The 14901-nt window shown below is 70.5% G+C and carries 13 protein-coding genes; 10 read left to right on the top strand and 3 right to left on the bottom strand.

The features are described from left to right. Positions 1 to 63 precede the first annotated feature (63 nt). From OG349_RS10975 to OG349_RS10940, 8 genes are all read left to right on the top strand, one after another. Positions 64 to 552, top strand: a complete 489-nt coding sequence (locus OG349_RS10975) for a MarR family winged helix-turn-helix transcriptional regulator (RefSeq protein ID WP_327234438.1) — start codon at positions 64 to 66, stop codon at positions 550 to 552. Then, the gene (locus OG349_RS10970; RefSeq protein ID WP_327234437.1) at positions 549 to 1412 is read left to right on the top strand and encodes an ATP-binding cassette domain-containing protein; all 864 of its coding nucleotides are present in this window, start codon (positions 549 to 551) and stop codon (positions 1410 to 1412) included. The genes OG349_RS10975 and OG349_RS10970 overlap by 4 nt, the downstream gene beginning before the upstream one ends. Then, positions 1372 to 2304 carry an ABC transporter permease gene (locus tag OG349_RS10965; protein WP_327234436.1) on the top strand — a complete coding sequence of 311 codons (933 nt, stop codon included), beginning with the start codon at positions 1372 to 1374 and terminating at the stop codon, positions 2302 to 2304. The genes OG349_RS10970 and OG349_RS10965 overlap by 41 nt, the downstream gene beginning before the upstream one ends. Before the next feature lie 34 nt (positions 2305 to 2338). Then, positions 2339 to 3826 (top strand): hypothetical protein, encoded by a 1488-nt coding sequence (locus OG349_RS10960; RefSeq protein ID WP_327234435.1) that lies wholly within the window; start codon positions 2339 to 2341, stop codon positions 3824 to 3826. A 127-nt stretch (positions 3827 to 3953) separates the two neighbouring features. Continuing rightward, positions 3954 to 4931: a tetratricopeptide repeat protein gene (locus OG349_RS10955; RefSeq protein WP_327234434.1), complete on the top strand. Its 978-nt coding sequence runs from the start codon at positions 3954 to 3956 to the stop codon at positions 4929 to 4931. 659 nt (positions 4932 to 5590) lie between these two features. Further along, positions 5591 to 6178 carry a DUF6230 family protein gene (locus OG349_RS10950; RefSeq protein WP_442806231.1) on the top strand — a complete coding sequence of 196 codons (588 nt, stop codon included), beginning with the start codon at positions 5591 to 5593 and terminating at the stop codon, positions 6176 to 6178. Positions 6179 to 6283: 105 nt separating this feature from the next. Then, on the top strand, positions 6284 to 6877 hold the full coding sequence (locus OG349_RS10945) for a DUF6114 domain-containing protein (RefSeq protein WP_327234432.1): 594 nt from the start codon (positions 6284 to 6286) through the stop codon (positions 6875 to 6877). Then, complete coding sequence (locus OG349_RS10940; RefSeq protein WP_327234431.1) at positions 6867 to 8201, top strand: hypothetical protein; 1335 nt, start codon at positions 6867 to 6869, stop codon at positions 8199 to 8201. The genes OG349_RS10945 and OG349_RS10940 overlap by 11 nt, the downstream gene beginning before the upstream one ends. A 92-nt stretch (positions 8202 to 8293) precedes the next feature. On the opposite strand, the gene pyk is transcribed toward OG349_RS10940, so the two are convergent. From pyk to pta, 3 genes are all read right to left on the bottom strand, one after another. After that, positions 8294 to 9724 carry a pyruvate kinase gene (pyk, locus tag OG349_RS10935; protein WP_327234430.1) on the bottom strand — a complete coding sequence of 477 codons (1431 nt, stop codon included), beginning with the start codon at positions 9722 to 9724 and terminating at the stop codon, positions 8294 to 8296. A gap of 74 nt (positions 9725 to 9798) precedes the next feature. After that, complete coding sequence (locus tag OG349_RS10930; RefSeq protein WP_327234429.1) at positions 9799 to 11043, bottom strand: acetate kinase; 1245 nt, start codon at positions 11041 to 11043, stop codon at positions 9799 to 9801. Next, positions 11040 to 13121 carry a phosphate acetyltransferase gene (gene pta, locus OG349_RS10925; RefSeq protein WP_327234428.1) on the bottom strand — a complete coding sequence of 694 codons (2082 nt, stop codon included), beginning with the start codon at positions 13119 to 13121 and terminating at the stop codon, positions 11040 to 11042. Before pta ends, OG349_RS10930 begins: the two co-directional genes overlap by 4 nt. A 231-nt stretch (positions 13122 to 13352) precedes the next feature. On the opposite strand from pta, the gene OG349_RS10920 reads away from it, so the two are divergent. Further along, on the top strand, positions 13353 to 14378 hold the full coding sequence (locus tag OG349_RS10920; RefSeq protein WP_327234427.1) for an ATP-dependent 6-phosphofructokinase: 1026 nt from the start codon (positions 13353 to 13355) through the stop codon (positions 14376 to 14378). A gap of 116 nt (positions 14379 to 14494) precedes the next feature. Continuing rightward, positions 14495 to 14887, top strand: coding sequence for a hypothetical protein (locus OG349_RS10915; protein ID WP_327234426.1), 393 nt, complete (start codon positions 14495 to 14497; stop codon positions 14885 to 14887). Positions 14888 to 14901 lie beyond the last annotated feature (14 nt).

Here is a 14901-nt window from a genome sequence, read left to right as displayed (position 1 = left end):
GCTTTACGGGTCCGGGGGATGTTCTTTGGCATTTAGCTCTGAGTGAGAGCTAAAATCGGTGGCATGACCACAGAGATGTCTCAGGCCGGTGAGGGCACCGACCACGCCGACGCCCTCGCGGACGCGCTCGCCGGGGTCCAGCGGCTCGTCCGGCGGCGGCTGCGGCGCGAGCTGGACGTCACGCCGATGCGCGGCGCGCAGATCGAGCTGCTGCGCCTGGTCGCGGCCCGTCCCGGCATCGGGGTGTCCGCCGCCGCCCGGGAACTGCACCTGGCCAACAACTCCGTATCGACCCTGGTCAACCAGCTCAGCGGGGCGGGATACCTGCGCCGCGAGACCGACCCGGACGACCGGCGCTCCGCCGTACTGCTGCCCACCCCCGAGGCCACGGAACGGCTGGCCGCCTGGGCGTCGCGGCGCGGCGCGCTGATGCGGGAACAGCTGGCGCGGCTGACCGTGGAGGACAGAGCGGCCCTCGTGGCCGCCGTCCCCGCACTGACCAGACTCGCCCGGAACCTGTACGACGAGTACGAAGAGGGGGAGCGCGCATGACCGGCGAAGAGGCCGACGAGAAGACCGACGCAGTCACCTGCGCCGGGCTCGACTACGCCTTCGGCGACACGAAGGCCGTCGACAACCTGGACCTGTCCGTCGGCGCCGGTGAGGTCTTCGGGCTGCTCGGCCCGAACGGCGCGGGCAAGACCACCGCGATCCGCTGCGTCACCACCCTGCTGCCCGTCCCGGCCGGCATGGTCCGGGTCTTCGGCCACGACGCGGCGAAGGAGCGCATGGCCGTACGCCGCCTGCTCGGTTACGTACCCCAGCAGCTCTCCGCCGACGCCACGCTGACCGGCCGGGAGAACGTCACCCTGTTCGCCCGGGTCTACGACGTCCCCCGCCGGGAGCGGGCCGAACGGGTCGCGCAGGCCCTGGCGGCCGTCGGCCTCACCGACGCGGCGGACCGGATGGCCAAGACGTACTCCGGCGGCATGATCCGCCGTCTCGAACTGGCCCAGGCGCTCGTCAGCGCACCCCGGCTGCTGATGCTGGACGAGCCGACGATCGGGCTGGACCCGATCGCCCGCACCAGTGTGTGGGAGCACATCAACGCCGTACGGGAGGCGACCGGCATGACCGTTCTTGTCACGACCCACTACATGGACGAGGCCGAGCAGTACTGCGACCGGATCGCCCTGATGCACCACGGCCGGATTCGCGGCCTCGGCACCCCCGGCGAGCTGCGCGGCGAACTGCGCGACCGGCGTGTGGCCGCCGGGACCGCCACCGGGAAGGACCCGCTCCCGACCCTGGAGGACGTCTTCCGCGATGTGGCGGGCAGCGGCCTGGACGAGGAGGGAGGGGACTTCCGTGATGTCCGTACGACCCGGCGCACCGCATCCCGTGTCGGCTGACGGCGAGTCGGCCGACGGCCGGGGCGGCGGCGCGGGAGGCGGCCGGGGCGGGGCCCCGGCCCCCGGGAGCAAGCCCGACCTCAGCAAGCTGAACCTGCTGCTCGTCCCGCCGCGCCCCCGCACCGGCTGGCGGGTCCTGCTCGCCCGGGTCGCCGCGATGTGCGCGGTCGAACTCCAGAAGCTCCGCCACGACCGGACCGAGCTGTACACGCGGGCGGTCCAGCCCGCGCTGTGGCTGCTGATCTTCGGCGAGACGTTCACCCGTATCCACGCGATTCCGACAGGCAACACGCCGTACCTGGACTTCCTGGCGCCCGGCATCATCGCCCAGTCCGCGATGTTCATCGCGATCTTCTACGGGATCATGATCATCTGGGAGCGGGACGCCGGGGTCCTCACCAAACTGCTCGTCACCCCGACCCCCAGATCCGCCTTGATCACCGGCAAGGCGTTCGCCGCCGGGGTGAAGGCGCTGATCCAGGCGGTGGTGGTGATCGTCATCGCGGCGGCGCTCGGCGTCGGCCTGACCTGGAACCCGCTGCGGCTGCTCGGGGTGGCGGTGGTGGTGATCCTCGGCTCGGCGTTCTTCGCCTGCCTGTCGATGACGATCGCGGGGATCGTGCTGACCCGTGACCGGCTGATGGGCGTCGGCCAGGCCATCACGATGCCGCTGTTCTTCGCCTCCAACGCCCTGTACCCGGTGGCGATCATGCCCGGCTGGCTCCAGGTGATCAGCCGGATCAACCCGCTGAGCTACCAGGTGGACGCGCTGAGAGGCCTGTTGCTCGGGACGTCGTCCCACCATCTGCTGCTGGACTTCGGGGTGTTGGCGTTCGCCGCCGCCGTGGGAGTCGCGGCGGCCTCCTCGCTGCTGGGCCGCCTGGCGAGATAGGGTCGGCGACCCTCGACGGGGGGAGAGACGGCACATGGCGGCGAGGGTCAGGTACGACCAGCGGGTGCTGGCACTGATAGAGGTGCGCGGCGGGTCCCGGGACTGGACGGAGGCCGAGCGGGTCTTCGAGGCGCACGGCTGGCCGGTCGTCGGCCACGAGCCGCGCGGGCAGGGGACGTCGGCGGGCATCCTGACCGCCGATCCGGCGGCGCGGGTGTACTGCGTCGAGATCCGGCTGTACGGGGCTTCCCGCCGGGCCGAGCGGGGCGCGACCTGGCAGGTGCGGAACGCGGCGCGGACGGCGCAGCTGGAGATGTACGTACGGCGGGCGGACCGGCTGGACCGCGACAGCGAGATGCTGACCGAATGGCGTGCTTACTCGACGGCCCATCGTGCGGGACGGCTGTCCCGGGTGGCCCGGTGGTTGGCGCGGGCGGGAGTCTTCGACGCGGGGACGCAGGTGACCGGAGGGCCCGGGGAGGCGCTCCGGCTGGCCCGTGCGGCCCTGGACGGCGGGGCGCGGCGGGCGGTGGCCGTACGGCCGATGGACGGGCGCTGGAAGCACCCTGCGCGGATGCGGCGGGAGAGGCAGTTCGACCGCCGCATGGCCGCGTTTACGATCGGCACGCTGGTCCTGGTGTCGAGCGTGGCCATCGCGGCGGAACATGCCGGTGGCGTCCGCTACTTCTGGGCGGGGGTGGCGCTGCTCGCGGGGTGTGTCGCGCTGTCGGCCGGAGGGACCGTCGACCGGGGCCACCACCTGGGGAACACGGCGGGCGTGGCCGGCGCCATCGTGCTGCTCATCCTCGTCACCACGAGAGAGGGAGGCTTGACCGAGGCGGGCGGGATACGGCTGCTCTACGGGCTGACCCTCGTGACCGGACTGTGGCTGCTCGTACGGCAGTGGACCTGGGGCGAGTGGGCCACCTGGGGCGTTCCCCTCGCCGCCACGCTGGTGATCTCCAGTTTCGCGGGGGCCGGGTCTGTCCTGCACGCCCTCTACGCGGATGCTCTCCAGCTGACGCCGGGCGACCTCGACGTACCCCCGGCGTGGCAGTTCCTCTCGGCGCTCAAACTGGTCGCGCTCCTGCTGCCGGTCCTGCTGGTGCCCGCCGTGTGGGGCATCGCCAAGCACTACCACTACGTGGTGCCGGGCGAGCGTACCGGCGGGCTGATGTACGTCACGATCCTGGTGGCGTTCCTGGTGGCGGGCGGCAGCTTCGCCCTGGACTCGGCCGAGGAGGCGGCCTCGCGTACGGAGAAAGCCGCCCGGCAAGGGCGGGAGGCCCCCCACTACTTTGGCGTCGAACCGGCCTGGACCTGCGTCGAACCCACCGTCCCGCTCGCCTCGCTCCCCGGTGAGGGACCCCGGCTCGACCCCGCCCGGCCCTACCTGGCCTTCGGGGTCGCGGGCGGCAACGCCGTGCTGTGGGACCGGCGTTCCGGCGGACCGCTCAAGGTCCCGGCGGGGAAGGTACGGCTGGTCCCGGCGACGTCGGCGGAGGCGCGCTGCGGCCGTTAGTACGCCCGCTGGTACGCCTGCCGGAAGCCGTGCCGTACCGCCGTTCGGCCCGCGGCGACGGCCACCGGGAGGAATGGGTGTACACGCCGCTTTTCTCAAGCGCGCGCCGAGGGGGGAGGATGTACTCATGCAGCCTAGGAACATGTCCATGAGCGGCGTTGTCGACCTCGCCGCGGTGAAGGCGGCCGGTGAGGCCAAGGTGAAGGCGGAGCAGGCACGCGCCGAGGCCGCCCGCCACGGCGGGACCGCCGCCGTACCCCCCTCCAGCCTGGTGATCGACGTCGACGAGGCCGGCTTTGAACGCGATGTCCTCCAGCGCTCCTCCGAGGTCCCGGTCGTCATCGACTTCTGGGCCGAGTGGTGCGAGCCGTGCAAGCAGCTCAGCCCGGTGCTGGAGCGCCTCGCGCACGAGTACAACGGCCGGTTCGTGCTGGCCAAGATCGATGTCGACGCCAACCAGATGCTGATGCAGCAGTTCGGGATCCAGGGCATCCCCGCGGTCTTCGCGGTGGTCGCCGGGCAGGCGCTGCCCCTCTTCCAGGGCGCGGCCCCCGAGGCCCAGATCCGCGGCACGCTGGACCAGCTGATCCAGGTCGGCGAGGAGCGTTTCGGCCTGACCGGGATCGCGGTCGACGCGGACGCGGAGGGCGCGCGGGCGGCCGAGCCGGAGGACGTCGTACCGGTCGGACCGTACGACGCCCTGCTCGAAGCGGCCGTACAGGCCCTGGACGCCAACGACTTCGGCGGGGCGGCGCAGGCGTACCGCAACGTCCTCGCCGACGACCCCGGCAACACCGAGGCCAAGCTGGGCCTGGCCCAGGCCGAACTGCTCACCCGCGTCCGGGACATGGACCCGCAGCAGGTGCGCGAGGACGCGGCGGGCAAGCCGGCGGACGTCCAGGCGCAGATCGCCGCGGCCGACCTGGACCTGGTCGGCGGTCATGTGGAGGACGCGTTCTCCCGGCTGGTCGAGACGGTCCGCCGGACGGCGGGCGACGACCGGGACGCGGCGCGCGTACGGCTGCTGGAGCTGTTCGAGGTCATCGGCGGGGACGACCCGCGGGTGACGGCGGCGCGCCAGGCGCTGGCGAGGGTGCTGTTCTGACGCTGCGGGATGCCCTGTTCCGCATCCGGCCCATTCACACGTACAGCAGTCGCGTTTTGCTAAAACTTGGGGAACGCGGCTGCTGTTACTGCCAGTAAATCAACCGGCTTGCTCTGTCCGGTTTTTGGCCTCGATCTCCCCTTCTGTCGCCCCCGTTCGCGGCACCCTGAGTGGTGGGTCGGCGCCGGTGGGTCGTGGCCGGGTCATCTCGCCGTTACTAGCCAGTAACGAGCCCCCTTGTGTAGAGCTCGTGAATGCACGACGATCGGCGACGCTCGGTCCAACACCGCACCGGCACGGCAGCCAGCCGCGCCCGCCGGTCGAGGGTTCCCCGCCGAGTGGACCGGCGGCACCGCCGCCGGGCCGGACAGGGGGGTTCCTGCTCACGGGCAGGGCCTGTCCAGAGGTTGCGCGAAGGCGTGGCCAGTGGTTGTCGCTCGGGGGTGATCGCCGGAGAATCGGACGCGGCCCGCATGTTGCGGCTTGCGCACCCGATCCGGGCGCTCCCCTTCCCGAGGACGTAGCACTTCTCCCATCCCAGGACGGGCCAGACCCGATCCGGAGATGTACGTCCGAGAAGGAGGAAATACATGGAGTCCCCAGCCCAAGTCCGTGGCGGGACCAGATGGCGGCGGTTCGCCGTTGTCATGGTGCCGAGTGTGGCCGCCACGGCCGCGATCGGTGTCGCTCTCGCACAGGGCGCGCTCGCCGCGTCGTTCAGTGTGTCGGGGCAAGATTTCAAGGTGACGGCGAGTCAGCTGGTCGGCCACAACATGGTCCAGTACGGCGGCGTCGCTGTCGGCCCGACCGGGAGCCACCCGGTGGTCGTCTCGGGGTTCAAGTCGGCCGAGATCACCAAGATGTGCCAGTCCGTGCTGACACGGAGCGTGCCGATCATCGGCGACGTCACGCTGAGACTGGAAGCCGGAGGCAAGGGCAAGGACGTCACCGCGACGAACCTCTACCTGGACGTCGCGTCCCTTGACGTCGAAAACGCCGAGTTCAAAAAGATGGAGATCGGCGTAGCGGCCAAGAATCTCCAGGACCCGGGCCGCAGGGGCAACGAGTACAACCCCAACGAATCACCGGGCGCCCCTTACGCCTTCGGCCAGCAGGCGGAGACGGCCATTCTGACCGGGGTGAAGCAGACGGCGTGGGCCACCACGGCCGGCTCCTTCACTCTGCCGAACCTGAGTCTGAAGCTCAAGGTCGGGGATCCCAAAGCCAACGAGTGCTATTCCGACTGAGCACCCGACTCGGGCGGGCCGAGCCGCCCAGGGATCCCTCCTGGTGCTGTTCGGCCCGCTCGGCCCCCTCCTCTCCACGTGACACCCTCCCAGGGAGCTGTATCCATGAAGGCCGAGTCCACAGAGTCCCGCGGATTCACCTACTGGCGGCTTCGGTTCCGAGCCTGGCGTGGTAGCCGTCCCTTCTGGGGTGGGCTGTTCACCCTCCTCGGCGGAATCCCGATCGCCTACTTCCCGTACGGGAACCTCAAGCTCGGCAACCTCACGCTGGCCATGTCCACCACGGCCGGGGCGGGTTCGCTGATCATCGGTGTCCTGCTGGTCACCCTGGGTCTGACGATGTGGTACCACAGCCTCGTCCGGGTGTTCTCCGGCGTGGCCGCGATCCTGCTGGCCCTGGTCTCGATCCCCATCTCCAACTTCGGCGGCTTCCTGCTCGGTTACCTCTGCGCGCTGGTGGGAGGCGGGCTCGCGCTCGCCTGGGTGCCCGTCAAGCACCCCGTGCCCGAGGAGCCGGAAGAGGACGAGCACTACGACGAGTCGGCGGAGCCGTACGACACCACCACACGCCATGACGAGTGGGCCCCGGAGCCCGGCGGCCCCCGTGACCCCCTCCTCCCCGCCCCGCGCGAAGGGGCGGAACCGAACGTGACGGAAACGACTGCCGAGGCCAATGGCGGGAGGAACAGTGCGGGGTGACCACGCGCAGTGGACCGCGGCCGGGGACGACGACCCCCGGGTGCGGAGGGGGCCGCGTCACGCGGCACCCAAGAAGTCGCTCCTGAACAAGCTCCAGATACCCGCCGGCAAGGCGATGGCCCTGGCCGCGATGCCGACGGCGGTCTTCGTGGGCATGGGGCTCACCCCCCGGCTCGCGCTGGCCAGTGACAGCCAGGACATCCCGTTCCTGCCGGGGCCGTGTGTGACCCGGTCCGACGAGCCCGACCCCTCGGAGTCGCCGAGCGGCTCGCCCTCGCCGTCGTCCTCCGCGTCGGGGTCCGCCGACCCGTCGGCCCCCTTGGACCCCTCGTCGCCGACACCGTCCGACAGCGGTACGGCCACCGAGCCGCAGCCGTCGGCGACTTCGGCCCCCGCGCCGCAGCCCCCGGACCCGCCGCAGGGCGACGTGCCGCAGCCCGGGGACACCACGCCGCCCGCCCCGAAGCCCACGAAGACCAGGAACCCGCTGGACCCGCTGGGCCTCGGCGACGCGCTGGGCGACCTCCTCGGCGGGGGCAAGAAGACGACGCCCCCGCCGGAGCCGGACAACACGGCGACGGCGACCCCGGCGCAGCCCGTACCGTCCCCGTCGAAGACGCAGTCGTCCACCGACAAGCCGGCGTCGGCGCCGACGCCGACGCCGGACCGGCCGGCCGAGCACGGGTCCGACACCACCGACACCGCCAAGGCCGCCGAGGACGCCATCAGGGACGCCGCCGACAAGGCCGGCGCCACGGTGGAGGAGCTGGGCGAGGACGCGAAGGGGCTCGACGTCCGCGAGGACGAGGAGATCCCGGAGGACGCGGAGGGCAAGGAGCCGTTCCCGTGCCCGACCGCGGACCCCGGGGCCCTGGCCGGCGCGAAGCTGGAGCAGGGCGTTCCCCGGCTGGCCAACGACCCCTGGACGCTGGAGAGTTCACTGCTGACCCTGAACGGTCTCGACTACCACGGCATCGTGGAGGTGGAGACCGGGAGCGGTGAGATCAAGAAGGTGCTCAAGTTCACGGCCTCGTCCCTGGACATCAAGGATCTGCACCAGAGCTGGATCCACCCGGCGGGCGGACTGGGCCACACGACGGGCGGCCCGGGTACCACGTCGACCATCCGGGGCGCCGAAGTGACCATGTACACCGAAGAGTTGAAGGGCAACCTCTTCGGTCTGATCCCGATCACGTTCAGCCCGGCGACCCCGCCCCCGCTCAACATCCCGTTCGCGTTCTTCACGGACGTCACCGTGCTCCAAGCGGGCCAGTTCGGCGGCACGCTGACGATCCCGGACCTCAAGAACTACGTCACGAACTGAGCGGACGAGTACCGCGAGCACCGCGTACGGCAATGGGCCGCACCCCGATCCGGGATGCGGCCCACCGCCGTACAAGCAGAAACCGAACGCGGTCAGTCGCGGCCCTGGCCGCCCAGGTGGTGCACCCGGACCATGTTCGTCGTGCCCGGGATGCCGGGCGGGGAACCGGCGGTGATGATCATGATGTCACCGTCGTTGTAGCGCTTGAGCTTCATCAGCTCGACGTCCACCAGGTCGACCATCTCGTCCGTGCTGTTGACCCACGGCACGATGAAGGACTCGACGCCCCAGCTCAGCGAGAGCTGGTTGCGCGTCGACTCGTCCGTGGTGAAGGCCAGGATCGGCTGCGCGGCGCGGTAGCGGGAGAGGCGGCGGGCCGTGTCGCCGGACTGGGTGAAGGCGACCAGCGTCTTGGCGCTCAGGAAGTCGGCGATCTCACAGGCGGCGCGGGCGACCGAACCACCCTGGGTACGGGGCTTCCTGCCCGGGTTCAGCGGCTGGAGGCCCTTGGAGAGCAGCTCCTCCTCGGCCGCGACCACGATCTTCGACATCGTCTTGACCGTCTCGACCGGGTACGCGCCCACCGAGGACTCGGCGGAGAGCATGACCGCGTCCGCGCCGTCCAGGATCGCGTTCGCGACGTCGGACGCCTCGGCGCGGGTGGGGCGGGAGTTGGTGATCATCGACTCCATCATCTGGGTCGCCACGATCACCGGCTTGGCGTTGCGGCGGCACATCTCGATGAGCCGCTTCTGGACCATCGGGACCTTTTCGAGCGGATACTCGACGGCCAGGTCACCGCGGGCCACCATGATGCTGTCGAACGCCGCGACGACGCTCGCCATGTTCTCGACGGCCTGCGGCTTCTCGACCTTGGCGATGACGGGGACCCGGCGGCCCTCCTCGTCCATGATCTTGTGCGCGTCCAGGATGTCGTCACCGTCGCGCACGAAGGAGAGCGCGATCATGTCGCAGCCCAGCCGCAGCGCGAAGCGCAGGTCCTCGACGTCCTTCTCCGACATCGCGGTCACGTTCACCGCCGCGCCGGGCAGGTTGATGCCCTTGTGGTCGGAGATCACCCCGCCCTCGATGACGATGGTCTTGACCCGGGCGCCCTCGACCTCGACGACCCGCAGCTCGACGTTGCCGTCGTTGATCAGGATCTGGTCGCCCTTGGAGACGTCCCCGGGCAGACCCTTGTAGGTGGTGCCGCAGATGGACTTGTCACCCGGGACGTCCTCCGTCGTGATGGTGAACTCGTCCCCCCGGACCAGCTCGACCGGACCCTCGGCGAAGGTCTCCAGACGGATCTTGGGGCCCTGGAGGTCCACCATCACGCCGACGGCGCGACCGGTGTCGGCGGCGGCCTGACGGACGCGGTGGTACCGCTCCTCGTGCTCGGCGTGACTTCCGTGGCTCATATTCAGGCGGGCCACATTCATTCCGGCCTCGATGAGCGACTTCAGTTGCTCGTACGAGTCGACGGCGGGGCCCAGTGTGCAGACGATTTTGGAACGGCGCATGAGGCGGATCCTATCGGTTTGTTTCGGCGCGGAATATTCCGTCTGGTGGAAAGTACAAATGGGCGGACTGCCGCTCAGGAGAGAGGCGTTCGAATCTCGTCCTTTCGTACGTTCTCCGTGCCGACCAGCGCGAAAGTCCGCTGCGCGATTTCCAGCTCCTCGTCGGTCGGGACGACGGCCACCACGACCCGCGCACCGTCCTGCGAGATGATCCGCGGCTCGTCGGAACGTACGGTATTGCGTTCCGGGTCCACCGTGAGACCCATGGGCTCCAGACCTGCGACGGCGGCCTCGCGGACCGCCGCCGCGTTCTCCCCGACCCCCGCCGTGAAAGCCACCGCGTCCACCTGGCCGAGCACGGCGGTGTACGCGCCGATGTACTTCTTCAACCGGTGGATGTAGACATCGAAGGCCAGCCGGGCGCGCTGGTCACCCGCGTCGGAGCGGCGCAGGATCTCGCGCATGTCGTTGTCCCCGCAGAGGCCGGTCAGACCACTTCTCTTGTTGAGAAGTTCATCGGTCTCGTCGACGGACATCCCGGCCACCCGCTGGAGATGAAGGGGGACGGCGGGATCGATGTCACCGGATCGGGTGCCCATCACCAGCCCCTCCAGCGGCGTCATTCCCATCGAGGTGTCCACACACCGCCCGCCTTGGACCGCCGACGCGGACGCGCCGTTCCCCAGATGCAGGACGATCACGTTCACGTCCGCCGGGTCCTTGCCCAGGAGCGAGGCGGTTTTACGTGAGACGTAGGCGTGCGAGGTCCCGTGGAAGCCGTACCTGCGGATGAGGTGCGCGTCCGCCGTCTCGACGTCGATGGCGTAGCGGGCGGCGTACTCCGGCATCGTTTGGTGGAAGGCGGTGTCGAAGACGGCGACCTGCGGGAGGTCCGGCCGGAGCTTCCTGGCGGTACGGATGCCGGTCAGGTTCGCCGGGTTGTGCAGCGGCGCCAGGGGAACCAGCCGCTCGATCTCGGCCAGCACGTCGTCGTCCACCACGACCGGTTCGCCGAAGCGCGGCCCGCCGTGCACGACCCGGTGGCCGAAGGCCGCCAGCGCGGGGGAGTCGAGCCCGAGCCCGTCCTCGGCCAACTCCTCGCCGACGGCCTTGAGCGCGGCCGTGTGGTCGGCGAAACCGCCCTTGCGCTCGCGCTTGTCTCCCGTACGGGGCGTGTGGACGAGCCGGGGGTCCTTCTCGCCGATGCGCTCCACCAGGCCGACCGCGAGGCGGCTCGCGTCCGCCATGTCCAGCAGCTGGTACTTCAGTGACGAGGAACCGGAGTTGAGAACGAGTACCCGGGTGGGAGAATCCGTCATGCCGTTCCGTCCTGAGCCTGGACCGCCGTGATCGCGACCGTGTTGACGATGTCCTGCACGAGCGCGCCCCGCGACAGGTCGTTGACGGGCTTGCGCAGCCCCTGGAGGACCGGCCCCACCGCCACGGCGCCGGCCGAACGCTGCACGGCCTTGTAGGTGTTGTTCCCGGTGTTGAGATCAGGAAAGATGAAAACCGTCGCTTGGCCCGCCACGTCCGAGCCCGGCATCTTGGTCGCCGCGACGGACGGCTCGACGGCCGCGTCGTACTGGATCGGGCCCTCGATCCGCAGCTCGGGACGGGCCGCCCGTACCAGCTTCGTCGCCTCCCGCACCTTCTCGACGTCCGCGCCGGAGCCGGATGTGCCCGTCGAGTACGAGAGCATCGCGATGCGCGGCTCGACCCCGAAGCGGGCGGCCGTGGCCGCCGCCTGGACCGCGATGTCCGCGAGCTGCTCCGCGTCCGGGTCCGGGTTCACCGCGCAGTCGCCGTACACCAGCACCTTGTCGGCGAGGCACATGAAGAAGACCGACGAGACGATCGAGGCGGTCTCCTTGGTCTTGATGATCTCGAAGGCCGGGCGGATCGTCGCCGCCGTCGAGTGCACACAGCCCGACACCATGCCGTCGGCGAGGCCCTCCTCGACCATCAGCGTCCCGAAGTAGTTCACGTCCGCCACCACGTCGTACGCCAGCTCCACCGTCACGCCCTTGTGCGCGCGCAGCTCCGCGTACCGCTCGGCGAAGCGCCTGCGCAGGTCGGAGGCGGTCGGATCGATCAACTGCGTGGACGGGGCGCTCAGATCGATCCCCAGGTCCGCGGCCTTCTTGCGGATGACGTCCGGGTCGCCGAGCAGGGTCAGGTCGCAGACGTTCCTGCGCAGCAGGACGTCCGCCGCCCGCAGCACCCGCTCCTCGGAGCCCTCGGGCAGGACGACCCGGCGGCGGTACGAGCGGGCCTGCTCCAGCAGCTCGTGCTCGAACATCATCGGGGTGATCCGGCCGCTGCGGGCCACCGACATCCGCTCCAGCAGGTCCGCCGTGTCCACATGGCGCTCGAACAGGCCGAGCGCGGTCTCCGCCTTGCGCGGGGTCGCCGCGCTCAACTTCCCCTCCAGGCCGAACAGCTCGGTCGCCGTCGGGAACGACCCGCCGGCCACCGAGATCACCGGCGTGCCCGGCGCGAGCCGGGAGGCCAGCGTCAGCACCAGCTCCGCGGGCCGCTCGTCCAGCGTCAGCAGCACCCCCGCGATCGGCGGGGTGCCCGCCGAGTGCGCGGCGAGCGCGCCCACCACCAGATCGGCGCGGTCGCCCGGGGTGACCACCATGCAGCCCGGGGTGAGCGCCCCCAGGAAGTTCGGCAGCATCGCCCCGCCGAACACGAAGTCCAGCGCGTCCCTCGCCAGGCCCGCGTCGTCACCGAGCAGCACCTCGCCGCCCAGGGCCTGCGTGATCTGCGCGACGGTCGGGGCGGCGAGCGCGGGCTGGTCGGGCAGGACGTAGCAGGGCACCGGGAGCTGCGAGACGAGCCCCTCGGCGATGGCCGTCCGGTCCTCGGCGGCGACCCGGTTGACCACGACGCTCAGCACGTCACAGCCGAGGGCCTCGTACGCCCGGTGGGCGTTGCGCGCCTCCGACCGTACGGACTCCGCCGACTGGTCCTTGCCGCCGACCACCGCTATCACCGACGCGCCGAACTCGTTCGCCAGCCGGGCGTTGAGCGACAGCTCGTCGGGGAGCTGGGTGGCGGCGAAGTCGGTGCCGAGGACGAGGACGACCTCGTACTCCCGCGCCACCCGGTGGAAGCGCTCCACCAGGCGCGACACCAGCTCGTCCGTCCCGTGCTCGGCCTGGAGCGCGGTCGCCTCGTGGTAGTCGAGGCCGTACACCGCGGAGGGTTCCTGCGACAGCCTGTAGCGGGTGCGGAGCAGCTCGAAGAGCCGGTCCGGGCCGTCGTGCACCAGCGGGCGGAAGACGCCCACGCGGTCCACCTGGCGGGTCAGCAGCTCCATGACCCCCAGCTCGACGACCTGCCGGCCGTCCCCGCGATCGATACCGGTCACGTACACGCTGCGCGTCACGCGTGCTCTCCTGTCCTGTCGGTGTCGGTGAGGATGTCTTGAGGCGGCAATTCCCTCTTGACAATACCTCTGGGTGCGGCTAGGAGCCGTTGGTCCCGTCCCCCGGACGTGGGGTGGCCGGATGCGCGCCTTCGCCGCCCCGCGTGGGAGGATCGGAAGCGGCTCATGCGTGGGGTGGGGAGGGCCCGCCCCCCGGAAAGCACAGCACTAGCGAGCGGGAGACACGGCACGATGCGTATCGGAATTCTCACCGCGGGCGGCGACTGCCCCGGCCTGAACGCAGTGATCCGGTCGGTCGTGCACCGGGCCATGACCGGGTACGGCGACGAAGTCATCGGCTTCGAGGACGGCTTCAAGGGACTCCTCGACGGCTACTACCGCCCGCTGGACCTGAACGCGGTCAGCGGCATCCTCGCGCGGGGCGGCACCATCCTCGGCTCGGCCCGCCTGGAGCGCGACCGGCTGCGCGAAGCGGCCGAGAACTGCGCGGAGTTGGCCCGCCGGTACGACATCGACGCGCTCATCCCGATCGGCGGCGAGGGCACGCTCACCGCGGCGCGGCTGCTGTCGGACGCGGGGATGGCCGTCGTCGGCGTTCCGAAGACGATCGACAACGACATCTACTCGACGGACCGTACGTTCGGCTTCGACACGGCGGTCATGGTCGCGACCGAGGCGATCGACCGCCTCAAGACCACGGCGGAGTCCCACCAGCGCGTCATGGTCGTGGAGGTCATGGGCCGCCACGCGGGGTGGATCGCGCTGGAGTCCGGCATGGCGGGCGGCGCGCACGGGATCTGCCTGCCGGAACGGCCCTTCGAGGTGGACAGCCTCGTGAAGATGGTCGAGGCGAGGTTCTCCCGGGGGAAGAAGTTCGCGGTCATCTGCGTCGCGGAAGGCGCGCATCCGGCCGAGGGCTCGATGGAGTACGGCAAGGGCGAGATCGACCAGTTCGGCCACGAACGCTTCCAGGGCATCGGCAACCGCCTGGCCGCCGAGCTGGAACACCGCCTCGGCAAGGAGGCGCGCCCGGTGATCCTGGGCCACGTCCAGCGGGGCGGCACGCCGACGGCGTACGACCGTGTGCTCGCCACGCGCTTCGGGTGGCACGCCGTGGAGGCGGTGCACCGGGGTGAGTTCGGGCGGATGACCGCGCTGCGGGGGACGTCGGTGGAGATGGTTCCGCTGGCGGAGGCCGTGACGCAGCTGAAGCGGGTCCCGGAGAACCGGATGCGCGAGGCGGAGTCGGTCTTCTAGACGTCCTCGACTCCTTTGACAGACGCCCTCGGAGTGGTCAACGGGCATGCTGACAAGGGTCGTTCTGTGCCAAGCTGGGGCTCTGACCGACCGGAGAGCAACGGGGGAACCATTCCATGCGACCCATGCGGATCGCCGTCGCCGTCGAGGCGGCGCACGGTGACGCCCAGGAGACCGACGCCCTGACCCGGGAGCTCCAGGAAGAACTGCTGCTGCTCGACGCGGCCGAGTCCGTCGAGCGGCCGGAGGGCGGAGAGGTCCCGGCGGGCTCCAAGGGCGGCACGGCCACGACGCTCGGGGCCCTGCTCATCACCGGAGCGTTCTCGCGGGTGGCCCTGAACACGCTGGTCAGCCTGGTGAGTGAATGGCGGCAGCGGGCGCAGGCGCGCCGCGTGGAGCTCACCGTGGGCGACGACTCGCTGATCGTCGAAGGCGTGTCGAGCAGTGACCAGAAGGCTCTGATCGAGGCGTGGCTCCAGCGGCGGTCCGGCAGCGACCCGCAGGCGTAGGTTCAGGGAGAGAC

The organism is Streptomyces sp. NBC_01317 (assembly GCF_035961655.1).
In the GTDB taxonomy this organism is placed as follows: Bacteria; Actinomycetota; Actinomycetes; order Streptomycetales; family Streptomycetaceae; genus Streptomyces.
Note: the sequence above shows the minus strand (reverse complement) of the source record. Positions and strands in the feature narration are given on the sequence as shown.

Excerpts from the sequence above, each read along its gene's own strand:
- OG349_RS10975 (WP_327234438.1), top strand. The coding sequence starts at position 64 with ATGACCACAGAGATGTCTCAGGCCGGTGAGGGCACCGACCACGCCGAC.
- OG349_RS10970 (WP_327234437.1), top strand. The coding sequence starts at position 549 with ATGACCGGCGAAGAGGCCGACGAGAAGACCGACGCAGTCACCTGCGCC.
- OG349_RS10965 (WP_327234436.1), top strand. The coding sequence starts at position 1,372 with ATGTCCGTACGACCCGGCGCACCGCATCCCGTGTCGGCTGACGGCGAG.
- OG349_RS10960 (WP_327234435.1), top strand. The coding sequence starts at position 2,339 with ATGGCGGCGAGGGTCAGGTACGACCAGCGGGTGCTGGCACTGATAGAG.
- OG349_RS10955 (WP_327234434.1), top strand. The coding sequence starts at position 3,954 with ATGCAGCCTAGGAACATGTCCATGAGCGGCGTTGTCGACCTCGCCGCG.
- OG349_RS10945 (WP_327234432.1), top strand. The coding sequence starts at position 6,284 with ATGAAGGCCGAGTCCACAGAGTCCCGCGGATTCACCTACTGGCGGCTT.
- pyk (WP_327234430.1), bottom strand. The coding sequence starts at position 9,724 with ATGCGCCGTTCCAAAATCGTCTGCACACTGGGCCCCGCCGTCGACTCG.
- OG349_RS10930 (WP_327234429.1), bottom strand. The coding sequence starts at position 11,043 with ATGACGGATTCTCCCACCCGGGTACTCGTTCTCAACTCCGGTTCCTCG.
- OG349_RS10920 (WP_327234427.1), top strand. The coding sequence starts at position 13,353 with ATGCGTATCGGAATTCTCACCGCGGGCGGCGACTGCCCCGGCCTGAAC.
- OG349_RS10915 (WP_327234426.1), top strand. The coding sequence starts at position 14,495 with ATGCGACCCATGCGGATCGCCGTCGCCGTCGAGGCGGCGCACGGTGAC.